The sequence below is a fragment of the Pseudotabrizicola sp. L79 genome, from assembly GCF_036553525.1.
Classification (GTDB): Bacteria; Pseudomonadota; Alphaproteobacteria; order Rhodobacterales; family Rhodobacteraceae; genus Pseudotabrizicola.
Window position 1 is genome coordinate 258,091 of sequence record NZ_JAZHDA010000052.1, and the last position, 25,935, is coordinate 284,025.

General features: G+C 63.3%; 21 protein-coding genes and 1 other RNA gene. 15 read left to right on the top strand and 7 right to left on the bottom strand.

Translation table 11 applies throughout. The features are described 5' to 3' along the window. The 3 genes from V3C85_RS14480 to V3C85_RS14490 form a co-directional block, all read right to left on the bottom strand. Positions 1–1,149 (bottom strand): microcin C ABC transporter permease YejB, encoded by a 1,149-nt coding sequence (locus V3C85_RS14480; protein ID WP_331795905.1) that lies wholly within the window; start codon positions 1,147–1,149, stop codon positions 1–3. Between the two features lie 25 nt (positions 1,150–1,174). Then, positions 1,175–3,031 carry an extracellular solute-binding protein gene (locus V3C85_RS14485; RefSeq protein ID WP_331795907.1) on the bottom strand — a complete coding sequence of 619 codons (1,857 nt, stop codon included), beginning with the start codon at positions 3,029–3,031 and terminating at the stop codon, positions 1,175–1,177. A 160-nt stretch (positions 3,032–3,191) separates the two neighbouring features. Beyond that, a complete protein-coding gene (locus V3C85_RS14490; RefSeq protein WP_331795909.1) occupies positions 3,192–3,716 on the bottom strand; it encodes a c-type cytochrome in 525 nt (174 codons plus the stop codon). Positions 3,717–3,839: 123 nt separating this feature from the next. Here V3C85_RS14490 and V3C85_RS14495 point away from each other — a divergent pair, with 123 nt between their 5' ends. Then, complete coding sequence (locus V3C85_RS14495) at positions 3,840–4,670, top strand: prephenate dehydratase (protein ID WP_331795910.1); 831 nt, start codon at positions 3,840–3,842, stop codon at positions 4,668–4,670. Positions 4,671–4,679: 9 nt separating this feature from the next. Here V3C85_RS14495 and V3C85_RS14500 read toward each other — a convergent pair whose 3' ends face one another. Then, positions 4,680–5,153, bottom strand: coding sequence for an SRPBCC family protein (locus tag V3C85_RS14500; RefSeq protein ID WP_331795912.1), 474 nt, complete (start codon positions 5,151–5,153; stop codon positions 4,680–4,682). A gap of 57 nt (positions 5,154–5,210) precedes the next feature. Further along, the gene (gene nudC / locus V3C85_RS14505) at positions 5,211–6,164 is read right to left on the bottom strand and encodes an NAD(+) diphosphatase (protein WP_331795913.1); all 954 of its coding nucleotides are present in this window, start codon (positions 6,162–6,164) and stop codon (positions 5,211–5,213) included. A gap of 130 nt (positions 6,165–6,294) precedes the next feature. On the opposite strand from nudC, the gene V3C85_RS14510 reads away from it, so the two are divergent. The 7 genes from V3C85_RS14510 to V3C85_RS14540 all read left to right on the top strand — a co-directional run bounded on the left by V3C85_RS14510 (position 6,295) and on the right by V3C85_RS14540 (position 12,017). Next, positions 6,295–6,930 carry an HAD family hydrolase gene (locus V3C85_RS14510; protein WP_331795914.1) on the top strand — a complete coding sequence of 212 codons (636 nt, stop codon included), beginning with the start codon at positions 6,295–6,297 and terminating at the stop codon, positions 6,928–6,930. Positions 6,931–6,981: 51 nt separating this feature from the next. Further along, positions 6,982–7,078: signal recognition particle sRNA small type (ffs, locus tag V3C85_RS14515), an RNA gene on the top strand. 256 nt (positions 7,079–7,334) lie between these two features. Continuing rightward, the gene (locus V3C85_RS14520; protein ID WP_331795915.1) at positions 7,335–8,114 is read left to right on the top strand and encodes a MipA/OmpV family protein; all 780 of its coding nucleotides are present in this window, start codon (positions 7,335–7,337) and stop codon (positions 8,112–8,114) included. Positions 8,115–8,214: 100 nt separating this feature from the next. Next, a complete protein-coding gene (locus tag V3C85_RS14525) occupies positions 8,215–8,772 on the top strand; it encodes a paraquat-inducible protein A (RefSeq protein WP_331795916.1) in 558 nt (185 codons plus the stop codon). Further along, positions 8,745–9,380: a paraquat-inducible protein A gene (locus tag V3C85_RS14530; protein ID WP_331795917.1), complete on the top strand. Its 636-nt coding sequence runs from the start codon at positions 8,745–8,747 to the stop codon at positions 9,378–9,380. The genes V3C85_RS14525 and V3C85_RS14530 overlap by 28 nt, the downstream gene beginning before the upstream one ends. After that, on the top strand, positions 9,377–11,464 hold the full coding sequence (locus V3C85_RS14535) for a PqiB family protein (RefSeq protein ID WP_331795918.1): 2,088 nt from the start codon (positions 9,377–9,379) through the stop codon (positions 11,462–11,464). The genes V3C85_RS14530 and V3C85_RS14535 overlap by 4 nt, the downstream gene beginning before the upstream one ends. A 1-nt stretch (position 11,465) precedes the next feature. Continuing rightward, entirely contained in the window at positions 11,466–12,017 is a 552-nt protein-coding gene (locus V3C85_RS14540) for a PqiC family protein (RefSeq protein WP_331795919.1), read from the top strand. 28 nt (positions 12,018–12,045) lie between these two features. Here V3C85_RS14540 and V3C85_RS14545 read toward each other — a convergent pair whose 3' ends face one another. Then, the gene (locus V3C85_RS14545; RefSeq protein WP_331795920.1) at positions 12,046–13,860 is read right to left on the bottom strand and encodes a cation:proton antiporter; all 1,815 of its coding nucleotides are present in this window, start codon (positions 13,858–13,860) and stop codon (positions 12,046–12,048) included. A gap of 163 nt (positions 13,861–14,023) precedes the next feature. Between V3C85_RS14545 and gpmI the strand changes: the two genes are divergently transcribed. The 4 genes from gpmI to V3C85_RS14565 are packed head-to-tail and all read left to right on the top strand — an operon-like array spanning position 14,024 to position 18,542. Further along, positions 14,024–15,547: a 2,3-bisphosphoglycerate-independent phosphoglycerate mutase gene (gene gpmI, locus V3C85_RS14550; RefSeq protein ID WP_331795922.1), complete on the top strand. Its 1,524-nt coding sequence runs from the start codon at positions 14,024–14,026 to the stop codon at positions 15,545–15,547. After that, on the top strand, positions 15,544–16,656 hold the full coding sequence (locus tag V3C85_RS14555) for a murein hydrolase activator EnvC family protein (protein WP_331795923.1): 1,113 nt from the start codon (positions 15,544–15,546) through the stop codon (positions 16,654–16,656). Before gpmI ends, V3C85_RS14555 begins: the two co-directional genes overlap by 4 nt. Before the next feature lie 9 nt (positions 16,657–16,665). After that, positions 16,666–18,012: a S41 family peptidase gene (locus V3C85_RS14560; RefSeq protein ID WP_331795924.1), complete on the top strand. Its 1,347-nt coding sequence runs from the start codon at positions 16,666–16,668 to the stop codon at positions 18,010–18,012. Positions 18,013–18,056: 44 nt separating this feature from the next. Continuing rightward, a complete protein-coding gene (locus tag V3C85_RS14565) occupies positions 18,057–18,542 on the top strand; it encodes an RNA pyrophosphohydrolase (RefSeq protein ID WP_331795925.1) in 486 nt (161 codons plus the stop codon). Positions 18,543–18,644: 102 nt separating this feature from the next. Here V3C85_RS14565 and V3C85_RS14570 read toward each other — a convergent pair whose 3' ends face one another. Further along, positions 18,645–19,874: an FAD-dependent monooxygenase gene (locus tag V3C85_RS14570; protein ID WP_331795926.1), complete on the bottom strand. Its 1,230-nt coding sequence runs from the start codon at positions 19,872–19,874 to the stop codon at positions 18,645–18,647. 81 nt (positions 19,875–19,955) lie between these two features. Here V3C85_RS14570 and V3C85_RS14575 point away from each other — a divergent pair, with 81 nt between their 5' ends. The 3 genes from V3C85_RS14575 (at position 19,956) to V3C85_RS14585 (ending at position 25,852) form a co-directional block, all read left to right on the top strand. Further along, complete coding sequence (locus V3C85_RS14575) at positions 19,956–21,287, top strand: amidase (protein WP_331796043.1); 1,332 nt, start codon at positions 19,956–19,958, stop codon at positions 21,285–21,287. Between the two features lie 143 nt (positions 21,288–21,430). Then, on the top strand, positions 21,431–22,615 hold the full coding sequence (locus V3C85_RS14580; RefSeq protein WP_331795927.1) for an aminotransferase class I/II-fold pyridoxal phosphate-dependent enzyme: 1,185 nt from the start codon (positions 21,431–21,433) through the stop codon (positions 22,613–22,615). Positions 22,616–22,624: 9 nt separating this feature from the next. After that, complete coding sequence (locus V3C85_RS14585) at positions 22,625–25,852, top strand: DNA translocase FtsK (protein WP_331795928.1); 3,228 nt, start codon at positions 22,625–22,627, stop codon at positions 25,850–25,852. The last annotated feature ends 83 nt before the right edge of the window (positions 25,853–25,935 follow it).

Sequence of the window (25,935 nt, forward strand, 5' to 3'; positions counted from 1 at the left end):
TCAGCCCCTCCGCTCAAAATCAATGCGGGGGTCGATCCAGACATACATCAGATCAGACAGGATACCGACCAAAAGACCCATCAGGCCAAAGAAATACAGCGTGCCAAAGATCACCGGATAGTCACGCTCGACCGCCGACCGGTAGAACAACTGCCCCAAGCCATCGAGCGAGAAGATATATTCAATCAGCAAGCTGCCGCCGAAGAACACGCTGATGAACAAGGCCGGAAAGCCCGCAATCACGATCAGCATGGCATTGCGAAAGACATGGCCATACAGCACCCGGCTTTCGGCCAGCCCCTTGGCGCGGGCGGTCATCACATATTGCTTCTTGATCTCGTCCAGAAAGCTGTTCTTGGTCAGCAGCGTCAGCGTGGCAAAGCTGGAAATCGTCGAGGCCAGCACCGGCAAGGTGATGTGCCAGAAATAATCGCCGATCTTTCCCAACAGGCTAAGGTCTTCCCAATTGTCGCTGGTCAAGCCGCGCAGCGGGAACCAGCGGAAATAGCTGCCGCCTGCGAACAGAACCAGCAACAGGATGGCAAACAGAAATCCCGGAATGGCATAGCCGACGATGATTGCGCCGCTGGTCCAGGTGTCAAAGGGCGATCCGTCGCGCACCGCCTTGCGGATGCCCAGGGGGATCGAGATCAGATAGGCGATCAGCGTGGACCAAAGGCCCAGCGTGATCGAAACCGGCATCTTTTCCAGCACCAGTTCCATCACCCCGATCGACCGAAAGTGGCTCTCGCCAAAGTCGAACTGGATGTAGTTCCACATCATGATGAAGAACCGCTCCCATGCCGGGATGGCCTCTTTCACGCATTCGGGGGTATTCAGGCCGGGCTTGCCGGTAAAGCCGGGCTCGCAGACAAAGCGGGCAAAGCCGAACTGCACCTCTAGCTCAGCCAGAAAGGCCGGATCCAGACCGCGCGCGCCCACATAGTTGCTGTCGGCGCCCTGTTGCTGGGCACCAGCATCAGCCCCGCCAGAAATCGCCTGCAAACTGTCGCCACCGCCCTCGATCCGGGACAAGACCTGCTCGATCGGCCCGCCCGGCACGAATTGCGTCAGGGCAAAGTTGATCAGCATGATCCCGAACAAGGTCGGGATGATCAGCAACACTCGCCGAAGGATATAGGCGCCCATAAGCCTGTTCTGCCCGTTCTTGTCGTTAGCGCAGCAGACCCGAGGCTTTCAGAGCCGCCGCTTTTTCTGCGTTGTACCACCAGAAGTCCAACTCGCCCAGAGCATAGGGCGGCAGTGTTTCGGGATGGTCGTAAATGTCGTAATAGGCAACCGTGTGCTTGTTCTTGAACCATTGCGGCACCCAGAACCTTTCGGCCCGCAGGGCGCGGTCCAGCGCCTTGGTGGCCACCGTCAGTTCGTCCAGCGATTGCGCGCCCATCACCACATCAATCAACCGGTCGATCCCCGGCGACTTCAGCCCCATCACGTTGAACACCGACACATCCGCCGTTTCGGATCCGTAATACTGCTTCAACTCGGACCCCGAGATGTAACCCGACCGCGCATTGCCCACGATGACGTCAAAATCATAGCTGGGGTTGCGCGTGCGGCTTTCCATCTGGGCATTGTCCACCCGGGTCAGGCGGGCATCGACGCCAAGGGTTTTCAGGTTTTCGACATAGGGGTTGATCACCCGATCAAAGCTGGGGCTGTCATTCAGGAACTCGACCACCAGCGTTTCGCCCTTGGCATTGCGGCGAATGCCGTCATTGCCCACGATCCACCCGGCCTCCTCCAGCAGGGCGCTGGCGCGGCGCAGATTGCCGCGATCCAACTGGCGATCGCCCGAAACCGGGGCCATCACAGCCTCATCCGTCAGGATGTCAGCAGGCAGCAGCCCCTGATCGACCAGCGGCTGCAGAATGGCCACTTCTTCCGGGCTGGGCACACCTTCGGCCGCCAGCCAAGAGTTTTCCCAGACCGAGTTGATGCGGGCATAGATGCCGTAGAACAGCGTGGCGTTTGACCATTCAAAGTTGAACATCAGGCCAATGGCTTCGCGCACGCGCGGATCTTGAAACTTCTCGCGCCGCAGGTTGAAGACAAAGGCTTGGCCATTTGCCTTGTTGCCATCGTCAAGCTCGGCCTTGATCACCTGACCGCCAGCCACTTCGGGAAAATCATAGCCCGTCGCCCATTTGATCGAACTGGCCTCGTTGCGGAACATGTAATTCCCGGCCTTAAAACCTTCAAAGGCGGCATCATAATCGCCATAATATTCAAGGCGAATGCTGTCGAAATTGCCGCGCCCGATGTTCAGCGGATGCGTGTTGCCCCAATAGTCTGGGTTGCGCTTGTAAGACACGGATTTGCCCACATCCACGCGGTCGGGCACATATTGGCCCGTGCCCAGAAACGGCGTCAGGCTGCTTTCCTCCAGATCCAGCGCATTGGCCTGATAATGGGCCTTGGACAGCACCGGCAAGCCGCCCATATCGGCGGGCAGATCGCGGGTGGGGAACCCCGGCTTGAAGCTGAACTTGATCTGGTGGGGGCCCAGCACTTCTACCTTTTCAACCTGCGTCGCCAGAACGGTGCGAAAATCGGTCAGGCCCTTGGACAAAAAGGTTTCATAGGAAAACAGCACATCGTCAGCCGTCATCGGCGTGCCGTCGGAAAAGGTGACATCGTCGCGCAGGTTGAAAATCACCCAAGACCGGTCGGCAGGATATTCCAGCGTGGTGCACAGCAGGCAATAGGCGGCGCCGATTTCATCCGACGTGCCCTGCAGGATCGATTCATACATGATCGACGACAGGCCCGCCGCACGGCCCTTGACCGAATAGGGGTTCATGCTGTCAAAGCCGCCAAAGGCCCACTGGCTCATCTCGCCGCCTTTGGGCGCGTCGGGGTTCACATAGGGCAGATGGGTGAAATCGGCAGGCAGGCGCAACTCGCCAAAGGTCGATATGCCATGCGAAACGGTCACCCCGTCTTGGGCATGGGCCGCAGAAACGGCGGCGATCAGTCCGGCGGCCAATCCCATCCAGTGCTTTGTCATCCGGTCTTTCCCCTGTCTGTGCCGCTTTGATGCGACTTGCATCCATTTAGGGAAGTAAAGCGCGGAATGTCGATGGCTCAAGTTGCGATTGCGTGAGCAGGGCGCAACAAATGAAAAGGCCGCCCAATCGGGCGGCCATTCCGGGGCCATCTGGCCCAGATCAGTTGACGGTCGCCAGATAGGCGATCACATCGACGCGGTCTTGTGCCTTGGGCAGACCCGCGAAAGACATCTTGGTGCCGGGCGCATAGCCCTTGGGGTTGTGCAAGAAGCCGTCCAGGTTTTCCGGCGTCCATGCCTCGGCCGACATGCCGATCAGGGTATCAGAATAGCCAAAGCCCGCGACAGAGGCCTTGGCGCGGTCAACCACGCCATCCAGATGCGGCCCGGTGCCGTTCGATCCGTCCAGCTTGTGGCAGGCTTTGCACTTGGCAAACACCTTCTCGCCCGCCGCCGCATCCGCCGACGCATACAGCGTGGCGAAATCGGGGCCTTCTTCGGCGGCGGCGGTTTCTTCACCCGCGCCGGTATCAATCACATAGGCTTGCTGGATTTCGCCGTCTTCGCCGTGGCCACCGGCATGGGTGGTATACAGCGTCTCGGCGGCCCAGCCCCCCAGCATGTAAACGAGAAGCGATCCACACAGAGCGCCCGTCACCTTGGTCATCGTCATCGTGTCGAACATGTCGCGCCTTCCCTTGGCATAGGTCTGGCGTGGCTTCTAACCGCTTCCCCCGGTCGGTTTCAAGGTGTAGGACCGCGACCAATCGCCCTTTTCGCAGGGTTTTTCGCAAGACGGAGCCTTTGGATGACCGGTCGCATCGCATTTCAGGGTGAATTGGGGGCTTATTCCCATCAGGCCTGCCAGCAATCCAGACCAGAAATGGAGGCTGTGCCCTGCCAGACATTCGAAGATGTGATCGAGATGACTCGGTCAGGCGAGGTCGATCTGGGCATGCTGGCGGTGGAAAATTCCACCTATGGCCGGGTGGCCGATGTGCACAGCCTGCTTCCCAAGGCCGGGCTGCACATCGTGGACGAGGCCTTTGTGCGCGTGCATGTCAATCTGTTGGGCGTTCCCGGCGCCAGGCTAGAGGATGTGCGCGAGGCGCATGGCCATGTGGTGATCTTGCCGCAATGCGCGGGCTTTCTGAAACGCCACGGGATTCGCGGGCGCGTCAGTTCTGACAATGCCCGCGCCGCGCGGGAAGTGGCCGAAGCCGGTGACACCACCCGCGCCGCCCTTGCCAGCGAACTGGCCGCGTCGATCTATGGCCTTGATGTGCTGGCCCGCCATATCGAAGATCACAAGAACAACACCACACGCTTTCTGGTGATGTCGCGCACCGCCGATCACAGCCGCCGGTCAGATCACATGATCACCACCTTCACCTTCCGCGTCCGCAACATTCCGGCGGCGCTGTATAAGGCGCTGGGTGGCTTTGCGACCAATGGCATCAACATGACCAAGCTGGAAAGCTATATGGTGGGCGGCAGTTTCATGGCGACCGAATTCTACGCCGATATCGAAGGCCACCCCGAGGATCAGAATGTGGCCCTTGCGCTGGAAGAACTGGCGTATTTCACCAAGAACGTCACCATCCTGGGTGTCTATCCGTCTGACAGGTTGCGCGGCTGACCGCGCGCCTTAACGCCGCCGGGTCGAGGCGTAGCGCTGTTCCAATTCCAGCGCCAAGCCCGCCATCCGTTTGTTCAGGCGGTCTTGCACCTTGCCTTTGGCCAGTTTCACCGACTGCATCACCAGCCGCGCCCCCAATGTCAGGGGGCGCATCTCCAGTTTCAGGGTCAGCCTTGTGCGGTTCGGGGCAAGGCTGACGACCTCAAGCTTGCCGTCGCCTTCAAACATCCGCCCGCCGCCGGCAAAGGCCAGCCGGGTGTCAGGCTCCAGATCCGTCAGGCGCAGGGTCAGGCTGCGGTCTTTGCCGCGAAAGCGGAAATCCAGCTTCCATGCCATGCCGGGGCCGGGCGTGCGCAGATTATCGGTGCGCGCCACATCTGCCCCACGCCGCATCGCCGCGCGCTCCCACCCTTCGAAATCGGTCAGCGCCACATAGACGTAATCCAGCGGGGCCTCGATATCGGTGCGTGAAGAAAGCTGCATAAACTGCCCGTCTGTTGCTGGTCTGGATCCGGTTTTCCGGTTGTGCGCAAGGTGGGGCTAAACCAGCCGGTCTGCAAGCCAGTTCTCGATCAGAAAATGCGCAATTGCCCCCTTGCGGGCCGGTTTTATGCGCGGATGCGCCCCGGCCATGATGGTGACCATGTCCTCACGGCTGACCCAGATCGCATCTTCCAGCTCTGCCGGATCAAGGATGATCGCATCTGTCAGCGCCTCGCCATGGCAGCCGATCATCAGGCTGGCCGGAAAGGGCCAAGGCTGGCTGGCAAGATACCGCACCGGCCCGATCTTCACCCCGGTTTCCTCGAACACCTCACGGCGCACGGCCGCTTCGACCGTCTCGCCCGGCTCGACAAATCCGGCAAGGCAGGAATACATGCCCTCGGGCCAGCCGGGACTGCGCCCGATCAGCACCGCATTGCCACGCTGCACCAACATGATCACCACCGGGTCGGTGCGCGGAAAGTGATGCGCGCCGCAGGCCGGGCAAGACCGCTGCCACCCTGCCTGAACCACAACCGATGGCTGCCCACAGGCCGCGCAAAAGCCATGCGTCTTGTGCCATTGCAGCACAGCCCGCGCCGTTGCGGCCAACTCGGCCTCCCGCGGGGTCAGACGGGTCATCACCGCGCGCAATTCGCTGAACACCTGACCTTCGGGCAGCAACGGGTGTTGCTGATCCGTCGGGTCCAGAAACAGCGGCGGCTCGGGCAGAACCACATGGGCCGGTTGCCAGTTCGAAAGATCGGCGGCGAAACAGGCGGTGCCCCCGTCCATCCCCAGAAAAATCACGGGCGCCGCCGTTTCCAGCACCGGATGGCCCGCCGCAACCCAGGCCAGGGCGCCGCCCCCGGCAATCAGCGGCTTGCCGCGCCACACCGGCAACACCTTGCCCGATGCCAGCAAGCGCGCCTGCGCCACCCCGTCGCCCCGCAACTGCGCGGCCCGGTCCAACCCCGACCCGCCAAAGACCACCGTTTCCGCATGCAGCATGTTGCCACCCCTGCCCTGTTCGCTGGCTTCATGGCACGCGGCCTTGCAAACCGCAAACCCTGACCATGCCTTCTTTCGCCCCGCGAGCAGCTTTGATAGGCAGGCCGCGCAACCGCGAAAGGGCCGCCCGATGTATGACGCCATTCTGTTTGATCTGGACGGCACGCTGCTGGATACAGAAAGCCTTGCCCTGACCACCGGGGCCGCCACGTTTGCGGCCTTTGGCCATGATGATGCCTTGGCGCGGCTGCATGATCTGGTTGGTGTCGATCAACCCACCGTGGCCCGCAAGATCCGCGAATGGTATCCGCAGGTCGATCTGCCCGCATTGCAGGCCGATTGGAACCAGCGGTTTCATGATGCAATGTCCAGCGCCGTGCCGCTGAAACCCGGTGCCACCGAATTGGTGCACAGCCTTGCCACCCGGCACCGTCTGGCGCTTGTCACGTCATCCGGGCGCGCAACGGCGATGGACAAGCTGACGCGGTCGGGCCTGCTGCCCGCTTTTCACACCGTTATCGTGCGCGAGGATGTCACCCACCCGAAACCCGCGCCCGAGCCCTATCTGCTGGCCGCCACCCAGATGCAGGCCGATCCGGCGCGTTGTCTTGTGTTCGAAGACAGCGAACCGGGTGCAGAATCGGCCCATCTGGCCGGAATGCGGGTGGTGCAGGTGCCAGATATCCACCCGCCTTCGGGCAAATTCGCACATTTCATTGCATCCAACCTGCAAGATGGCGCGGCCTGGGCGGGTTTGCTGCCCTAAGCGCCATCGCGGGGCTTGCAAATCGCTTGGCCCTCGCCTATTTCACCGCGTGAGAGGTTGGCGCGGGCAGGCACCTCGCCAACCCGGTCAGGTCCGGAAGGAAGCAGCCGTAACGAGCCCCGCTTGGGTCGTTGTCCAGCCTCTCACCCTTTACCTTACCCCCGCCACCGAAACACCGCATGGCCCGCACGTCTGGGCAGAACGGCGTGCCCTGAACGAATAGTTTCAGCATGTTTCAGCATCGGGCGCAAAGCAGCGCCCTTTGGCCGCGCGCCCTTGGTCGGGGCGGTGGTTTGGGTGGCAAAACAGCCTTCCAGTGCCGGCCCTGTCGTAATGCCGCCTTGTAAATTTGCGCCAAGTTTGACACACAGGCGTCTGGAATTTGTAATGTGATGGAGTGGCTGATGATGCTGACACCGAAACGACTGGCCGCCACCCTCGCTTGTGCCGCCTCGACTGCCTTCGTGGCGCTTCCGGCCACGGCGCAAGATGGCCTGAGTGTGACGCTGGGCTTTGGCGGAACCTACGCTCCGTCGTATTTCGGGGCCGACAGCTATGGGCTTGGCCCGACTGGCAAGCTTTCGGTCAATGGCCTGTCGTTCGGGCCCCTGCAATTCGGCTCGCCCGATCCGAACGCTGAAAAGCTGGGCTTTGGTCTGCGCGGCGCGTTTCGCGTGATCGGCGACCGCAAGGCCAAAGACAACCCGGAACTGACCGGCCTGACCGATCTGAAAACCTCGGTCGAAATCGGCTTTGGCCTTGGCTATGAGGCCACCGATTGGCGCGCCTTTGCCGATCTGCGCTATGGCGTGATCGGCCATGAAAGCATGGTTGCCGAATTGGGCGCCGACTGGAAGGCCGTTTCAACGCCTGAGTTCAAACTCAGCGTCGGCCCGCGCCTTCTGTATGGTTCCAGCCGCTATACCCGCACCTATTTCGGCGTGACCGCTGCCGAAACCCTGACCAGCGGCCTTGCCACCTATACCCCCGGTGCCGGGCTTGTTTCGGCCGGAATCGAGATTGCGGCCACCTACGACCTTGGCAATGCCTGGGCGTTGGAAGGCACGATCAACTATGACCGCCTGCAAGGTGATGCCGCCGACAGCCCGATCACGGCCCTCGGCTCACGCGATCAGGGATCGGTGTCGTTGATGCTGACCCGCCGCTTTACCTTCGGCTACTAAGCGGCGCATGAATGCCCTTGCCCCCCCTTCTCCAGACCGGCCAAAGGTTGACCCGACAGGGTTGATCGCTTGCCCGGTCTGCGATGCCCTGCATCACGAGATGTCGATTCCCATGGGGGCAAAGGCGCGCTGCATCCGGTGCCATTCGGTGCTGATGGCGCCGCGCAAAGGCGCGATGACCCAGATCGTGATGCTGGCAGCCACGTCGTCGGTGCTGATGGTGGCGGCGGTGTTCTTTCCGTTCCTTGACCTGACGGCCGCAGGCATGGCCACGCACAGCTCGCTTTATGATGCGGTGATGGCCTTTTCCAGCGGTCTGCTGTTGCCCCTGTCTTTTGCCACGGCAGCGCTGATCGTGCTGCTGCCGTTCTTGCGCTTTCTGGCCATCATCTATGCGCTTGCGCCGATGGCACTTGGCCACCACCGCGCCCGCTATGCCGTGCCTGCCTTTCGCTTTGCCCAAAACCTGAAACCCTGGGCCATGGCCGAGATTTTCATCGTTGGCGTTGCGGTGGCCCTGGTCAAGGTGGCCGGCCTTGCGACCATCACCTTTGGGCCTGCCTTTTGGGCCTTTGTGGCGCTGGTTCTGGTAAACACGCTTAAAGATACAATGATGTGCGAGTTGACGATATGGAAAACGCTCGAAGAACGGGCCTGATCCTTACCGCGCAACGCGCAGGTCTGATCGGTTGCTCTGGCTGTGGGCGGGTTCACGACCGTCCGGTTTCGCATTGCCTGCGCTGTGCGCGGCCGCTGCATGCCCGCAAACCGAACAGCCTTCAGAATGTCTGGGCCTGGCTGGTGGCGGGCTTGCTGGCCTATATTCCGGCAAACCTGTATCCGATGCTGATCACCCAGAATTTCGGCAAGGAATACCAAAGCACGATCATCGGCGGCGTGATCGAGTTGATGGGCCATGGCTCTTATGCCGTGGCGCTGATCGTGTTCTTTGCCTCGGTCGTGATCCCGATCGGCAAGTTTCTGGCCATTGCCTATCTGGCCATCTCGATCCAGTCCGCGGTGGTGATCCGCGGGCATGGCCGCCAACATCTTTACGAAGTGGTCGAATTCGTCGGCCGCTGGTCGATGATCGACGTCTTTGTTGTGGCCATTCTGGCCGCACTCGTGCAATTCGACTTCGCAGCCACCATCAATCCCGGGATTGCGGCTGTCAGCTTTGCGCTTTCGGTGGCCTTTACCATGCTGTCGGCCCAAAGCTTCGATCCGAAAATGATCTGGGACGCATATGAGGCAGACGATACATGACTTCCGCCCCTGAACCCGCAGAAATGGACATCGTCACCCCCGGTCGCTCGGGCTGGCGCAACCTGTCATTCGTCTGGCTGGTGCCGATCCTGGCGCTGATCGTATCGCTGGGTGTGGCCTGGAAAACCTATTCCGAGCGCGGGGGGCTGATCGAGATCACCTTTACCACCGCCGCCGGGGTGACACCGGGTGAAACCACGATCCGCTTTCGCGAAGTGGTGATCGGCACCGTGGAAACCGTCGGCTTTACCGATGATCTGACGCAGGTTGTCGTTCATGCCCGGATTGATCAGGAAATTCTGCCCTTTCTCGATGCCGAAGCCCAGTTCTGGGTTGTGACCCCACAGGTCACCACACGCGGCATCTCGGGCCTGTCCACCGTTCTGTCCGGCGTCTATATCGAGGCCGCATGGGATGCGACATCCACCGGGGCACTGACACGCTTTACCGGTCTGGAAACGCCACCACTGGTCCAAGCGGGCCGTGCGGGCAAGCGCATCACCCTGCGCACAACGCCGGGCGTTGGCGTCAGCGAAGGTGGCCCGGTGCTGTATCGCGGGCTTGAGGTCGGGCGACTGGAAAAGCCACGCCTTGCCGAAGATGACAAGACCGTGGTCGTCGATGCCTTTATCGAGGCCCCGCATGACGAGCGTTTGAACAGCGCCTCGCGCTTTTGGGATACATCAGGGTTTTCGGTCAGCTTTGGGGCCAGCGGCTTTGCGCTGAATGTCGACTCGATCTCATCGCTGATCGCGGGCGGGGTGGCGTTTGACAACATCTACGAAGGCGGCAACAGCGTCGAGGCGGGCTATGTCTATGACATTTTCTATGACGAGGCTGAAGCCCGTGCCAGCGTCTTTGCCCCCACCCTTGGCACCGCCATCACCGTTTCGGTTGCCTTTACCGAATCGATCAGTGGCCTGACCGCCGGGGCACCGGTGCAATTGGGCGGCCTGAACGTGGGCGAAGTGACCGCGATTGCCGCGCGCATCGTCGAAACCGCCGATGGCCCCGAAGTGCGCCTGATCGCCAATCTGGGGCTTGATCCGCAAAAGCTGGGCCTTGGGGCCGAGGCTGGCGCAGACGAGGTGTTCAATTTCCTTGACCGTCAAGTGGCCGAGGGCCTGCGGGCCCGGCTGGGCACGTCGGGCCTGTTCTCATCGTCTCTGATCGTCGAACTGGTCAATCTGCCCGACCAACCGAAACTGGCCTTCAACCGAAACGAAGAGCCCTTCCCCACGGTGCCGGCCGTCACCTCTGACCTGCCCGATTTCACCTCGACCGTCGAAGGCGTGCTGGAACGGATCAACCGCTTGCCGGTGGAAGACACGCTGAATCAGGCGATCCGCACCATGGCATCGGTTGAAACCTTGCTCAGCAATCAGGATCTGTTGGCCATGCCGGGCGAGGCAACGGGCCTGATCTCGGATGCCCGCAGCCTGATGGCGGATGAAGATATCCAGGCCCTGCCGGGCGAATTGCGCGGGGCCGTGGCCGATTTGCGCAGCGTCGTCAGCGAACTGCGCGAACAAGGCACGATTGATGCCCTCAGCGCCTCGATCAAAAAGCTGGATGATACGTTGGCCAATGTCAGCACCGCCTCGGAAGACTTCCCCAAGCTGATGCAAGACCTGCGCGATCTGGCCGCCAAGGCCAATTCGCTGGAGGCCGAGCAACTGCTGGCCTCGGCCACCAAGGTTCTGAACAGCGTTGATGGCCTGATCGGCACCGAAGAGGCCAAGAAACTGCCCCCGGCCCTGACCGGCGCGCTGGACGAAGTGCGCTTGATGCTGTCGGAACTGCGCGATGGTGGCGTGGTCGAAAACGTGAATGCCACCATGGAATCGGCCCGCAAGGCCGCCGGTGCGGTCGAAACCGCCACCGCCGACCTGCCCTCGGTCATCGACCGGCTGGATTCGGTTCTGGCCCGTGCTGACGGCCTTGTTGCGGCCTATGGGGCCCGGTCAGACTTCAACTCTGAAACCCTGTCGATGCTGCGCGAAGTGCGTGCCGCCGCCAAGATGGTGGGCCAACTGGCCCGCACCATCGAACGCAATCCAAATTCCCTTATCATGGGACGCTAAAATGAAATCTGCTGCCTTCACACTCTGCCTCGTGTCCCTGCTTGCCGCCTGCGGTGGGAATGAGGATCTTTATCTGATCGGAACCAACACCAGCGCGGGCGAAACCCGCGTCAGCACCCGCTCGATCGAGGTCAAGGAAGTCACCCTTCCGGCCTATGCCGCCGCATCCGAGATCGCGTATCAAACCCCCGAAGGCGCGCTGAAAACGGCCAAGGGTGTGCTATGGGCCGAAGAACCGCGTGCGGCCGTCACGCGGATCATCGCTGAACGGCTGGATACCGGAACCACCGCCAATGCCGCCGCCGAACCCTGGCCGCTGCTGGATGGCCCCGACACCACGGTCACTGTCCGCATCGACCGCATGGTTGCCCGCGCCGATGGGCAATTTGAGCTTTCGGGCCAGTTCGCCACCTCGTCCTTCAACGGGCGGGATCGCCTGCGCCGCTTCAGCATCTTGCAGCCTCTGGCCGACAGCAGCCCTGCCACCATCGCCACCGCAACCGGCGCGGCTCTGGCCGAGCTTTCGGGCCAGATCGCCACCGCACTGCGCTGATCGCCCACCTGAAACGGCAGGCTGGGCCTTACGCCTGGCCTGCTGCCACCTGCTCTTTGCGCCGCAGTGTGATCAGACGGCTGCCTGCCGCAAAGGTCTTGGTATCCTCATTGGGGAATGACAGAACGCCCGCGCGCGAAATCCGGGCAAAGACCTGTGCATCGGGGTTTTTCTCGCGCCACTGGTCGAACCCGAATTCCTCGGTCAGCTTGGTAATGCCAAACACCCAGCCTTCAACCATCAGCTGTTCCAGCGCAGCAAAACTGCGCCCCTGACCAATCCGCTGCGCCCCCAATTGGGTGCGGATCGCATGGCGGGCCTCTTTGTCGCGGGCACGTTCAAGCTGCCAGACATTGTCGCGGCCAAATTCCGGCGCAAGATCGGTGGTCACCAGCGTGTTATAGGCATCATTGTCCGTCATCGCGACGATCACCCGATAGGTCAGAAACTCGACCGAGTTTTCTGCCGCCTCGGCCAGAATATCCCCGTAATAGGTCGGCAAACCCGCACTGCGCGCCCGCACCAGATGCTGATGGTTAGGATCGGTGATCAGCACCGGAATTTCCGCCTTTTTCAGCACTTCGGCAAAAGCGGTCGAGGCGCGCGAGCCCCCCACCAACAAAACCCCCGGCGCATCGCCCCCGGCAAGGCCCAGCATCCGGGCAATCGGCGTCAGCGTAAAGCCGTGCAACACCACCGTCACCGCCACCAGAACAAAGGCCAGCGGCCCGACCAACGCGCCATCCTGCACGCCCAACTCCTCAAGCCGCTGCCCGAACAGCCCCGCCACCGCGACCAGCACCACCCCACGCGGCCCGGTAAAGGCAATCAGCAGCCGTTCATTGCGCGGAATAGAGGTGCCAATCAGCGACACCAGCACCGTCAGCGGGCGTGCCACCAGCACAACCAGCGCCACAAAGATCACCGCCCGCCAGGTCAACTGCCCCAAGGCGCCAAAATCCAACGAGGCCGCCAGCAGGATGAACACACCCGACACCAGCAGCACCGTGGCATGTTCCTTGAACCGGCGCAGTTCCTCATACGAGGGCAGGTCCGCATTCGCGATCACAAGGCCCATCACCGTCACGGCCAGCAACCCGCTTTCGTGCAGCACTGTATCCGACAGCGCAAAGGCCACCAACACCGCCGCAAACAGCACCGGCACTTTCATATATTCGGGAATCCGGCCCTCGCGGAACAGCTTGACCACACCGATCCCGGCCCCAAACCCCAGCAGCCCGGCAAAGCCCATCCGCCACAGCAGATCAAAGGCCCCGCCCGTTTCAAGGCCGGAATGGCCCAGCACCACATAGAACGCGGCCACTGCCGCCATGGCGCCAATCGGGTCGTTCACAATCGCTTCCCATTGCAGCAGCGCCGCGGGGCGCTTTTGCAACCGCGCCTGCCGCAGCAGGGGCGCAATCACCGTGGGCCCGGTGACGATCATGATGCCCCCGAAAACGGCGCTCGCCTCCCAGCCCAGACCTGCCCCAAAATGCAGCGCCAACGCCGACAGCAACCAGCCCAAGGGCGCGCCGATGATCACCAGCCGCCAGACCCCGGCCTTGGCATCGCCCAATTCATGCAGGTTCAGCGTCAACCCGCCCTCAAACAGAATGATCGCCACAGCCAGCCCGATCAGGGGCGACAACATCGGGCCGAACTCGGCAGCGGGCTGCAACAGGCCGAAAACCGGCCCCACCAGAATACCCGCCACCAGCATCAGCACGATGGCGGGCAGTTGCAACCGCCAGGCCAGCCATTGCGACCCCACGCCCAACAGCCCCACGGCCGCCACGGCAGGGATCAACCCGATTGTTCCTGCGGCTGTTTCCAACGCCATTTCGTCACCTGTGTTGCACGCTTCTGCCCTGCGACATACCAGCCCACACCCACGCTGGCAAACACCCCCTTTACGCAAGATCGCGCCTCCGCCGCCACAAGCCAAGGTTGCCCCGCTGCCGCCCAAAGGCTATCAACGGCGCAAAGCATGACATGAGGCTCTGATGACCCCTGTTCCCAAACCTGTCGTCCTGTGCATCCTTGACGGCTGGGGCATTGGCCCAACCGCCGATTACAACGCCCCCGCCTTGGCCCAGACCCCGAATTTCGATGCGCTGATGGCCACTTGCCCCCATGCTACCCTGACCACCTTTGGCCCCGACGTGGGCCTGCCCAAGGGCCAGATGGGCAATTCCGAGGTGGGCCACACCAATATCGGCGCAGGCCGTGTGGTGGCGATGGATCTGGGGGCCATCGATCTTGCGATCGAAGATGGCAGCTTTGCCACCAATGACGCGCTTTTAGCCTTTGTCGCTGCGGTCAAGGCCAAGGGGGGCACGGCGCATCTGATGGGCGTGATTTCCGATGGCGGGGTGCACGGGCATATCAGCCACATCATTGCCGCCTGCAAGGCGATCACGGCCCAGGGCGTTCCGGTGGCCCTGCATGCCATCACCGACGGGCGCGATGTGGCCCCGTCCTCGGCAGCCGGCTTCGTGCAGGCGCTGACCAAGGCCCTGCCCGATGGTGCCCGCGTGGCCAGCCTGATCGGCCGCTATTGGGCGATGGACCGTGACAACCGCTGGGAACGGGTCAGCCGTGCCTATGACGCCATGATCAACGCCAAGGGCGCCCGCGCCGACAGCCCCGAACAGGCTGTGGCCGACAATTACGCGGCTGGCAAAACCGACGAATTCATCGAACCCACCGTGATCGGCGGCTATGCGGGGGCGCGCGATGGTGACGGGCTGTTCTGCCTGAATTTCCGCGCCGACCGCGCGCGCGAAATCCTTGCCGCCATAGGTGCGCCCGATTTTGCCGAATTTGACACCGGCCCACGCCCCAAATGGTCGGCCCTGCTGGGTATGGTCGAATATTCCGATGCCCATAACGGCTATATGGCCACCGCCTTCCCCAAGCGCAGCATCGTCAACGGGCTGGGCGAATGGGTGGCCAAACATGGCCGCAGCCAGTTTCGTCTGGCCGAAACGGAAAAATACCCCCATGTCACCTTTTTCCTGAATGGCGGACGCGAGGTGGCCTTTGACGGCGAAGACCGCTTCATGCCGCAATCGCCCAAGGTGGCGACCTATGATCTGCAACCCGAAATGTCGGAACCCGAGGTGGCCGACCAACTGGTTCAGGCCATCGAGCGCGGCTATGATCTGATCGTGGTCAACTTTGCCAATCCCGACATGGTCGGGCATACCGGCGATCTTCAGGCCGCCATCAAGGCCTGTGAGGCTGTGGATGATGGCCTTGGCCGCGCCATCGCCGCGCTGAAACAGGCCGGGGGGGCGATGATCGTCACCGCAGACCATGGCAATTGCGAACAGATGTGGGATCCGGTGACCAACGGCCCGCACACCGCCCATACCGTCAACCCGGTGCCGGTGATCCTGTTTGGCGGCCCCCAGGGTGCAGGTCTGCGCGCGGGCGGGCGTCTGGCCGATCTTGCCCCCACCTTGCTTGATCTGATGGGCCTGCCGCAACCGGCCGAAATGACCGGGGTTTCGCTGCTGAAATGATGCGCGCCGCCGCCCTTGCCCTGTTTTGCCTTGGCCCGCTGGCGGCCCAGGCGCAAAGCGTGACAGATCAGGCCGAACAGGCCGCCGCAGATCTGCAACAGGCGGTGACCGAACTGCAAAGCGCCGAAAACGCCCGCGACCGTGTTGCGGCCCTGACGCAGACCATCCGCGCCTATGAAGACGGCCTTGCCGCCTTGCGCGAAGCCCTGCGTCAGGCCCATCTGCGCGAAGCCACGCTGGATCTGCAATTTCAGGCCAAGCGCGACAAGGTGGCCCAGCTTCTGGGCGTGCTCAGCCAACTTGAATCGCGCCCCGGCCCCTTGCTCTTGCTGCACCCTTCGGGGCCCTTGGGCACGGTGCGGTCGGCCATGATGCTGGCCGATGTCACCCCCGCCCTTCAGGCCGAGGCCAACCAGTTGCGCGCCGAACTGACCGAGCTGCAAGAGCTGCGCACCCTGCAACAGGCGGCGGGCGAAACGCTGGCCGCGGGCCTTGCCACGGCACAACAGGCACGCACCGCCCTTAGTCAGGCGATTTCCGATCGCACGCAGCTGCCCAAACGCTTTACCGAAGATCCCGAAACGCTGCGCGGCCTGCTGGAAAGCGCCGATACGCTGCAAGCCTTTGCCGCGGGCCTCACGCTGGATGATTACCAGCCGCAAGAATTTCTGGATGCCAAGGGTGCCTTGCCCCTGCCCGTGCTGGCCACCTTGCTGCGCCGCCCGGATGAGGCCGATGCCGCCGGCGTCCGCCGCCCCGGTGTCACGCTGGCCACACGGCCGCGGGCCCTTGTCACCACCCCCTGGCCCGCCACCCTGCGCTATCTTGGCCCGCTGCTTGACTACGGAAATGTGATCGTGCTTGAACCCGGCGGGGGCTATCTTCTGATCCTCGCAGGGCTAGACATTGTCTATGGCGAAGTGGGCGAAGTGCTGGCAGCCGGGGCACCACTGGGGCTGATGGGCGGCGGCGAACCCGGCGTGGCCGACTTTCTGGCCAGTGCGCAAGAAGGTGGTGGCGTGACGGGCACAGAAACGCTTTATATGGAACTCAGAAAGGGTGCAGACCCGGTTGACCCAACCGAATGGTTCGCAGACCTCAGGGAATAGGACGACGGAATGAAGAAAGTCGCAATGGCCGTCTTGGGCGGCACCATAGCAGGCGCTTTGCTGACCACACAGGTCGCAGGCCCGCTGATCGCGCAAGAAAACGCCCGCAACGCCAATGTCTATGAACAGCTTGACCTGTTCGGCGACATTTTTGAACGCGTCCGCGCCCAATATGTCGAGGAAGTGGACAGCGAAAAGCTGATCGAAGCCGCGATCAACGGCATGCTCACCTCGCTTGACCCGCATTCGAATTACCTGGCCGCAGATGATTTCAGCGACATGCGCGTGCAGACGCGGGGCGAATTCGGCGGCCTTGGCATCGAGGTGACGCAGGAAGAGGGCTTTATCAAGGTCGTCTCGCCCATGGATGACACCCCGGCAGATGAGGCCGGGATCGAAGCCGGCGATTTCATCACCCATGTCGATGGCGAATCCGTCCTTGGCCTGACGCTGGACGCCGCTGTGGACAAGATGCGTGGCCCCGTCGGTTCAGAAATCATCATCACCGTGGTGCGCGAAGGCGTCGCCGATCCGTTTGACGTGTCGATCATCCGCGACACGATCAAGCTGACGGCAGTGCGCTCTCGGGCCGTGGGCAAGACCGTGGTGCTGCGGATCACCACTTTCAACGACCAGACCTACAGCGGGCTGGAAGAAAACCTGAAGAAAGAGGTCGAGGCGCTTGGCGGTATCGACAATGTCGATGGCTTTGTCGTCGATCTGCGCAACAACCCCGGCGGGCTGCTGACGCAGGCGATCAAGGTGTCGGATGCTTTCCTTGAAACCGGCGAGATCGTTTCAACGCGGGGCCGCGGCGCCAATGACGGCGAACGCACCAATGCCACGCCGGGCGACCTGACCCAGGGCAAACCGATCGTGGTGCTGGTCAATGGCGGCTCGGCCTCGGCCTCGGAAATCGTGTCGGGCGCGCTGCAAGACCATCGCCGGGCCATCGTTGTCGGCACCAAGACCTTTGGCAAAGGCTCGGTCCAGACCATCATCCCGCTGCGCGGCGATGGCGCCATGCGCCTGACCACCGCGCGCTATTACACCCCTTCGGGCCGGTCGATTCAGGCCCTTGGCGTGATGCCCGATATCGTGGTGAACCAACCGCCGCGCGACCCCAATGCCGAAGCCAAGCCCGAGGATGAAACCAGCGCCGCGCGCCGCCAGACCTCGGAAGCCGATCTGCGCGGGGTGCTGTCGAACGACTCGATGACCGAGGATGAGCGCAAGCTTCTGGAAGAAGAACGCGCCCGCGCCGAGGAAACCGCCAAGCTGCGCGACGAGGATTACCAACTCGCCTATGCGGTTGATATCATTCACGGCCTTGCGGTCGTGGCCGTGAAACCCTGATCAGGACAGGGGCCGGGCGCAAGCCCGGCCCTACCACCTTAGCCATGACCATCGACCCCAACACCCTGCCCTACCGCCCCTGCGTCGGCGTGATGCTGATCAATGCCACCGGCCAGATCTGGGCCGGTCAACGCATCGACAGCCCCAGCCCAGCCTGGCAGATGCCGCAAGGCGGCATTGACGACGGTGAAAAACCACGCGACGCCGCCTATCGCGAATTGTGGGAAGAAACCGGCGTCACCCGCGATCTGGTAGAGTTCATCGGCAAGACCCATGGCTGGGTCACCTATGATCTGCCGCCCGATCTGCTGGGCAAGGTCTGGAAGGGCAAATATCGCGGGCAAAGGCAGAAATGGTTTCTGTTCCGCTATCTGGGCCGCGATGACCAGATCATCATTCAACGCGAACACCCCGAATTTTCCGCGTGGAAATGGATTGGCCGCGAGGAGATGATCGCCTCGATCGTGCCTTTCAAACGCGCGGTCTATGAAGAGGTGGTCACCGCCTTTCGCGCCCATCTGGCACCGTAAGGCGCAGCCCAACCCAAGGTCAGGGGGCGCTGCCCCCTGTCGCGGGTTTCTGCGAAACCCGCTGACCCCCGGAGTATTTTGGCCAAGATGAAGGGCAAGCCGTCAGATCGGTTGCCCCCGCAGCAGTTTGGGCAGATCCCCGCTGAGGCCCGCCGCCTGGCGCATGAAGCCGCGCCGCAGGCCCGGAAGGGAAGAGACGAGGCCCATGCCCAGATCTCGCCCCAGCCGTAGCAGGGGATTATCGTTCGAGAACAGGCGGTTGACCGTATCCATGCCCAGCGCAAGTGCGGTGGCATCAAACCGGCGCCAGCGTTGATAGCGTTCCAGCACATCGATCGCCCCGAGATCTTCACCCCGCCGCATCGCCTCGATCAGCACTTCGGCCAGCGCGCCGACATCGCGCAGGCCGAGGTTCAGCCCCTGCCCCGCAATCGGATGCACCCCATGCGCGGCATCGCCCACCAAAGCCACCCGCGGGGCCACGAAACGCTCGGCCAGGGACAGGCTGAGCGGATAGGTGAACCTTATGCCCGCAAGCTTGATCTGGCCCAGAAAATCCCCAAAGCGCGGGCGCAGCGCGGCCAGATAGGCCGCATCGTCCAGCGCCTGAATGGCCGTGGCCGCAGCGGTGCTTTCGCTCCAGACGATCGAGGAATGATGGCCGCCCGGCAGCGGCAGAATGGCCAGCGGGCCCGAGGGCATGAAGAATTGCTGCGCCGTGCCCTCGTGATCTTTTTCATGCCAGACCGCCGTGACCAAAGCGGTTTGGTCATAGCCCCAGCCCTGCCGACGGATGCCCGCGCGGGCCGCCACGCCCGAGCCGCGGCCGTCGCAGCCGACCAGCAGCCCCGCCGTCAGCACCCGGCCCGAGGCCAGCGTGACGCTGACGCCTGTTGGCGCCGGCTGTTGGGCCACCACAGTCTCGCCCGAGATCAGCGTAATGCCGGGTGTCGTCTGCATCGCCTGCAGGAAGGCACGGTAGAGATGCCGGTCTTCCAGCATGAACCCCATCGGGCCTTCTTCGATCTCGGCGCTGTCGAAATGCAGAAACAGCGGCGAGGCCCCCTGCCCGGCATGGCCGTCGCTGGCCTTGATCTGGCGCATCGGCTGCACCTTGTCGGCCAGGCTGTCCCAAAGGCCGATCATCGTCAGCAGCCGTTTCGACGCCAGCGCCAGCGCATAGGCGCGGCCATCAAAGCCCGCTTCGGCCCGCGCCGGGGCGGGGCGGGCATCGACCACGATCACCCGCAGCCCCCCTTGCGCCAGGGCCAGGGCCAAGGCGGGGCCGTTCAACCCCCCGCCTGCGATCAGAATATCTGCATCATGTTCCATGGCGCCGAATATGGCGCAACGGGCGGGATTGTCCATGCGCTGCGGTGCCGCTACCGTTGCCCGAACCACGGAGAGCATGGCATGTCAAAAACCTGGGCGAACATGACGGCAGCGCAATTGGGGGCCGAGATCGGCGCCGGGCGGATCAACCCGGTCACCTTGTGCGAAATGCAGCTGGATGCGATTGACAGCCACCCGCTGCGCGACCGCATCTATGCCCGCGTCATGCCCAACCGCAGCCGGGCCGAGGCGATGGCCGCCGCCGCGCGCGCCAAGGCGGGCCTGCGCCGCAGCCCGCTGGATGGGGTGCCGATCAGCTGGAAGGACAATATCGACACCGCCGGTCGGCAGACCGAGGCCGGGTCAGCCCTGTTGCAGGGGCGCATTCCCACGGCAGATGCGGCGGTGCTGCGGCAGGCCACGTTGCAAGGCACTGTCTGCCTTGGCAAGACGCATATGTCGGAACTGGCGTTTTCCGGGTTGGGGCTGAACCCCGTGACGGCCACGCCGCCCTGTATCAATGATGATGATGCGGTGGCGGGCGGATCATCTTCGGGGGCGGCGGCGTCGGTTGCGCATGGATTGGCCCCGGCCGCCATTGGCACCGATACCGGCGGGTCGATCCGCATTCCGGCCGCATGGAACGATCTGGTCGGCCTGAAGCCTGCGCTGAACCGTCTGCCCACCACCGGCATCGTGCCGCTGTGCGAGATGTTCGATTGCGTCGGCCCTTTGGCCCATACCGTGGAAGACTGCGCCTTGCTGTTTGCCGCCTTGCAGGGCAGCAGCGCCCCCGATCTGCGCGGGGCCAGCCTGTCGGGGGCGCGGCTGTTGGTGCTGGACACCGTGGCCTTTGACGACATCCGCGACCGCCCGGCCAATGGCTTTGACGATGCCGTCAGCCGCCTGTCGCGCGCCGGGGCGCAGATCAGCCGCGCGCCCTTTGCCCCCCTGACCGAGGCCATGGCGCTGACCGGAACCGTTTTCACCGCCGAGGCCTATGGCATCTGGCGCAATACGATCGAGGCCGCACCCGACAAGATGTTCCCCCGCATTCTCGAACGCTTTCGCGCAGGGGCCGAGGTCATGGCCGCCGATTACGTCGCCGCATGGCGCAGGCTGGCCCAGATCCGCGCCGAATGGGCGGCGCAGATGGCCGCCTTTGATGCCGTTCTGGTGCCCACGTCGCCGATCCTGCCCCCCCATGCCGACCGGCTGATGAATGACCCGGCCTATTATGTCACCGAAAACCTGCTGGCCCTGCGCAACACCCGCATCGGCAATCTGATGGATCAATGCGCCATCACCCTGCCAACCATGCAGCCCTCGTGCGGGATCTCGTTGATGGCACCGCCCCGCGCCGAAGAGCGCCTGCTGCGGCTGGCTGCGGCGGCCGAACGTGCCCTGCATTAGCGCCGCACAGCGCCTTCGGGACGAAAAAGACACAATCCCTTGGGCCCAACCCCTCGGGATCAACCGTTTTTCTGGACCTTACGCCCCCCTGTCGCTAATCTGATGGGAAACGGGGCGCAATGACCCCGAAACACGAGGCAGTCATGGCATTTCCTGAGCGGTTTTCGAACCTGCCAGAATACGCATTTCCGCGCTTGCGGACCCTTCTTGACGCGCATGCCCCCGGCGATGCGCCCATTGCCATGACCATTGGCGAGCCGCGCCATGCCATGCCCGATTTCGTCGGCCCCATCCTTGCCGAAAATCTGGCGGGCTTTGGCATTTACCCGCCCAATGACGGCACGCCCGAATTGCTGGGGGCCATCGGCACCTGGCTGCACCGCCGCTACGGCGTGGCGCTTGGCCCGGATCGGCTGATGGTGCTGAATGGCACCCGCGAAGGCCTGTTCAACGCGGCCATCGCGCTTGCGCCCGAAACCAAACGCGGCAAACAGCCCGTCATCCTGATGCCCAACCCGTTCTATCAGGTCTATGCCGTGGCCGCGCTGACGGTGGGGGCCCAGCCCGTTTATGTGCCAGCCACCGCCGAAACCGGCTATCTGCCCGATTACGAAGCGCTGCCGCCCGACCTGCTGGACCGGGTGACGGTGGCCTATCTCTGCTCTCCGGCCAATCCGCAGGGCGCGATTGCCCCCGCCGATTACCTGGCCCGGCTGATGGCCCTGGCCGAAAAGCATGATTTCCGCATCTTTGCCGATGAATGCTATTCCGAAATCTGGCGCGATGCCCCGCCGCCGGGGGCACTGCAAGTGGCCGATGCCACCCAGACCGACCCCGAGCGTGTGGCCGTCTTTCATTCGCTGTCCAAGCGGTCAAACCTGCCCGGCCTGCGGTCAGGCTTTGTTGCCACCGGCGCGGCCAGCATGGCCCGCATCCGCCAGTTGCGCGCCTTTGCCGGTGCGCCCCTGCCGCTGCCCATCCAGCGCGTGTCGCAAGCGGCGTGGGAAGATGAAACCCATGTCACCGCCTCGCGCGCGCTGTATCAGGCAAAGTTCCGCATCGCCGATCAGGTGTTTGCGGGCCTGCACAACCGCGTCGCGCCCGAGGGTGGCTTTTTCCTGTGGCTGCCCGTGCCCGGCGGCGACGGAGAGGCCGCAGCCCTGACCCTGTGGCGCGAAACCGGGGTGCGGGTGCTGCCGGGGGCCTATCTGTCGCGTGATACGGCCACGGGCAATCCGGGCAAGGCTTACATCCGGGTGGCGCTTGTCGCCCCCGAAGACGAAACACACCGCGGGCTGATCAGGCTGCGCGATTGTCTCTACGGTTGAGGTAAGGTCATGGCTTCCATCCACGCCCGTCAGCGCGACCCGCTTTTGGATCAGAACACCCAAGCCATGCTGGAAAAGCGCGGCAAAGAGCTTTTGGGCATTGCCCTTCTGGCCCTTGCGCTTGCCTTTGCCCTGATGTTGGGCAGCTATTCCCCCGAAGATCCGGGCTGGATGGTCGCCAACGAAGAACCGGCGCAAAACCTGCTGGGCCGCTTTGGCGCGGCACTGTCTTCCACGCTGATTATCATCGGCGGCAAGGGCGCGTGGATGATCCCGGTCATCCTTGCGGTCTGGGGCCTGCGCTTTGTCACCCATCGCGGGGCCGACCGCGCGATGGGGCGCATCGTCTTTGCCGTCATCGCAGTGGCCGTTGCCTCGATCTTCGCCTCAACCCTGGTTCCGGGGGCCGACTGGCCACATGCCTTTGGCCTTGGCGGGTTGTTCGGCGACACAATCCTTGGCGCCCTTCTGGGCATGGCCCCGGTCAGTGCGGGCATCGGCCTGAACCTGTTTTCCATGCTGCTGGGCCTGCTGTTGGCCGTGATGGGCTTTTGGGTCACGGGCTTTACCATCGTCGAACTGGGGGGCCTTGCCCGCTTTTTGCTGAACGGTGCGATTTTTGCCTATGATTCCTGTCTGGTGATGATGGGCAAAGGCACCGCCCAGGCCGCCCAGGCGATGGAAGCCCGCCGCACCGCCCGCGCCGAGGCCGCCACCCAGCGCGATGCCCAGCGCAGCCAGGACTGGCAGCCCGAGGCCATGGCACCCGCCGCCGCACCTGCCGCCGCCGCCCGTGGCGGGGCCCGCGTGCAACGCGCGCCAGACGCGTCCGACGCGCCCACCACATGGGGCCGCCCCGCCGCGCTTGCCGGCCCGCTGCGCGCCGATCCGCGCTATCCCGAACCCATGGCCGAGGCCGCCCATTACGCCCCCCCGCGTGAACGCGCTGGCCTGCTGTCGCGGATGCCGCAACTGATGCGCCGCGTGGCCGATCCGGTGCCCGAACCGGAACTGGTCGAACCCGCAACGCTGACGCATTTTGATGCCGAACCGCCCAGCGATGACCGCATCAAGGCCCGCATCTCGGATGCCATCCGCAACCGCGTGCGCCAGCCGATTGCCACCAGCAACCCGATCACCGCCGCCGTTCAGGCCCGCCGCGAACCGCCCGTGGCCCGCAATGCCCAGCGCAGCCTGACCCAGCGCCTGCGCGGCCCCCAGCCGCTGATCGCCAACACCCGCCGCGCCACACCGGCAATCGCGCCCGATGGCCTGCCCGCCGAACCGCCGCTGACCTCGGCCCATGTGCCACCGCAGCCTGCCGCCCGCAGCCCCCTGCCACCACCGCCGCCGTTGCCCACCGAAACGGCACAGCCTTGGCCAGACCACGGCAACCTGTTCGCCCCGTCAGACGACATCGACCACGATGCGCTGTTCGAAACCCCGCTTGATGCCTATGAGGCCGATGCCGATTGGCTGCGCGACACCGCGCCCGCACCGCAACAGGATTTCGACACCGATTTTGATACCGATTTCGACAGCGACGCAGACCTGCATCCCGCCCCCCCTGCCCCACCGCTTGCCGCCCCTTCGGCCCCGTTGCGCGTGGCCCCGGTGATCGAAAGCCGCAAGGGCGTGGTCCAGCACGCCCCGAAAAAACCGCTTACCCCCTCACGTCAGGCCGTGTCCGAGGCCCAGCCCCGCCTGCGCTTTGAAGATCAGGTGTCTCAGGATTACGAACTGCCGCCGCTCTCGCTGCTCGCCTCTCCGTCCACCATCATCCGCCATCAATTGTCGGACGAGGCGCTGGAAGAAAACGCCCGCATGCTGGAATCGGTGCTGGATGATTACGGCGTCAAGGGCGAGATCGTCTCTGTCCGCCCCGGCCCCGTCGTCACCATGTATGAACTGGAACCCGCCCCCGGCCTGAAAGCCAGCCGCGTGATCGGCCTTGCCGATGACATCGCCCGCTCGATGTCGGCCCTCTCTGCCCGCGTCTCGACCGTGCCGGGCCGCAGCGTCATCGGCATCGAACTGCCCAATGCCACCCGCGAAAAGGTGGTGCTGCGTGAAATCCTTGCTGCCCGTGACTTCGGCGACAGCAACATGCGCCTGCCCCTTGCGCTTGGCAAAGACATCGGCGGCGACGCCATTGTGGCCAACCTTGCCAAGATGCCCCACCTTCTGATCGCAGGCACCACCGGCTCGGGCAAATCGGTCGCCATCAACACCATGATCCTGTCGCTCCTCTACAAACTGACGCCCGAGGAATGCCGCCTGATCATGATCGACCCGAAAATGCTGGAACTGTCGGTCTATGACGGCATCCCGCATCTCCTCTCGCCCGTCGTGACCGACCCGAAAAAGGCCGTCGTCGCGCTGAAATGGGTGGTGGGCGAGATGGAGGAACGCTACCGCAAGATGTCCAAGATGGGCGTGCGCAACATCGAAGGCTATAACGGCCGCGTGCGCGAGGCCCTTGCCAAAGGCGAATTGTTCAAGCGCACCATCCAGACCGGCTTTGACGAAGACACCGGCGAACCCGTCTTTGAAACCGAAGAATTCGCGCCGCAGGTCTTCCCCTATATCGTTGTCATTGTTGACGAAATGGCCGACTTGATGATGGTGGCCGGCAAGGAAATCGAGGCCTGCATCCAGCGCCTTGCCCAGATGGCTCGCGCCAGCGGCATCCACCTGATCATGGCCACCCAGCGCCCCTCGGTCGATGTCATCACCGGCACGATCAAGGCCAACTTCCCCACCCGGATCTCGTTCCAGGTGACCTCCAAGATCGACAGCCGCACCATCTTGGGCGAACAGGGGGCCGAACAGCTCTTGGGTATGGGCGACATGCTTTACATGGGCAACGGCGCCAAGATCACCCGGATTCACGGCCCCTTCGTGTCAGATGAAGAGGTCGAGGAAATCGTGAACCACCTGAAATCCTTTGGCCCGCCCAAATACATGTCGGGCGTCGTCGAAGGCCCGGATGAAGACTCGGCCAGCGACATCGACATGGTTCTGGGCCTCGGCGGGGGCGATGGCGAAGATGCGCTTTACGATCAGGCCGTGGCCATCGTCGCCAAAGACCGCAAATGCTCGACCAGCTATATCCAGCGCAAACTGGGCATCGGCTATAACAAGGCCGCGCGTCTGGTGGAACAGATGGAAGAACAAGGCGTCGTCACCTCGGCCAACCATGTGGGCAAGCGCGAAATCCTGATCCCCGAGGCTTAGGGCCATGAAAATCCGGCGCGCCAGCCTTGGCCGCCGGAATCCTTTCCCGTGTTTTCAACGGCTTGCCGGGCGCCCCCCGGCTT

What these genes read in the sequence shown, in the direction of transcription:
- V3C85_RS14570 (WP_331795926.1), bottom strand. Translation starts at nt 19,874, where the DNA reads ATGGAACATGATGCAGATATTCTGATCGCAGGCGGGGGGTTGAACGGC.
- V3C85_RS14480 (WP_331795905.1), bottom strand. Translation starts at nt 1,149, where the DNA reads ATGGGCGCCTATATCCTTCGGCGAGTGTTGCTGATCATCCCGACCTTG.
- V3C85_RS14495 (WP_331795910.1), top strand. Translation starts at nt 3,840, where the DNA reads ATGACCGGTCGCATCGCATTTCAGGGTGAATTGGGGGCTTATTCCCAT.
- V3C85_RS14530 (WP_331795917.1), top strand. Translation starts at nt 8,745, where the DNA reads ATGGAAAACGCTCGAAGAACGGGCCTGATCCTTACCGCGCAACGCGCA.
- V3C85_RS14500 (WP_331795912.1), bottom strand. Translation starts at nt 5,153, where the DNA reads ATGCAGCTTTCTTCACGCACCGATATCGAGGCCCCGCTGGATTACGTC.
- V3C85_RS14580 (WP_331795927.1), top strand. Translation starts at nt 21,431, where the DNA reads ATGGCATTTCCTGAGCGGTTTTCGAACCTGCCAGAATACGCATTTCCG.
- V3C85_RS14555 (WP_331795923.1), top strand. Translation starts at nt 15,544, where the DNA reads ATGATGCGCGCCGCCGCCCTTGCCCTGTTTTGCCTTGGCCCGCTGGCG.
- V3C85_RS14510 (WP_331795914.1), top strand. Translation starts at nt 6,295, where the DNA reads ATGTATGACGCCATTCTGTTTGATCTGGACGGCACGCTGCTGGATACA.
- V3C85_RS14545 (WP_331795920.1), bottom strand. Translation starts at nt 13,860, where the DNA reads ATGGCGTTGGAAACAGCCGCAGGAACAATCGGGTTGATCCCTGCCGTG.
- V3C85_RS14525 (WP_331795916.1), top strand. Translation starts at nt 8,215, where the DNA reads ATGTCGATTCCCATGGGGGCAAAGGCGCGCTGCATCCGGTGCCATTCG.
- V3C85_RS14540 (WP_331795919.1), top strand. Translation starts at nt 11,466, where the DNA reads ATGAAATCTGCTGCCTTCACACTCTGCCTCGTGTCCCTGCTTGCCGCC.
- V3C85_RS14565 (WP_331795925.1), top strand. Translation starts at nt 18,057, where the DNA reads ATGACCATCGACCCCAACACCCTGCCCTACCGCCCCTGCGTCGGCGTG.
- V3C85_RS14575 (WP_331796043.1), top strand. Translation starts at nt 19,956, where the DNA reads ATGTCAAAAACCTGGGCGAACATGACGGCAGCGCAATTGGGGGCCGAG.
- V3C85_RS14560 (WP_331795924.1), top strand. Translation starts at nt 16,666, where the DNA reads ATGAAGAAAGTCGCAATGGCCGTCTTGGGCGGCACCATAGCAGGCGCT.
- V3C85_RS14485 (WP_331795907.1), bottom strand. Translation starts at nt 3,031, where the DNA reads ATGACAAAGCACTGGATGGGATTGGCCGCCGGACTGATCGCCGCCGTT.
- V3C85_RS14585 (WP_331795928.1), top strand. Translation starts at nt 22,625, where the DNA reads ATGGCTTCCATCCACGCCCGTCAGCGCGACCCGCTTTTGGATCAGAAC.
- V3C85_RS14520 (WP_331795915.1), top strand. Translation starts at nt 7,335, where the DNA reads ATGATGCTGACACCGAAACGACTGGCCGCCACCCTCGCTTGTGCCGCC.
- V3C85_RS14490 (WP_331795909.1), bottom strand. Translation starts at nt 3,716, where the DNA reads ATGTTCGACACGATGACGATGACCAAGGTGACGGGCGCTCTGTGTGGA.
- V3C85_RS14535 (WP_331795918.1), top strand. Translation starts at nt 9,377, where the DNA reads ATGACTTCCGCCCCTGAACCCGCAGAAATGGACATCGTCACCCCCGGT.
- gpmI (WP_331795922.1), top strand. Translation starts at nt 14,024, where the DNA reads ATGACCCCTGTTCCCAAACCTGTCGTCCTGTGCATCCTTGACGGCTGG.
- nudC (WP_331795913.1), bottom strand. Translation starts at nt 6,164, where the DNA reads ATGCTGCATGCGGAAACGGTGGTCTTTGGCGGGTCGGGGTTGGACCGG.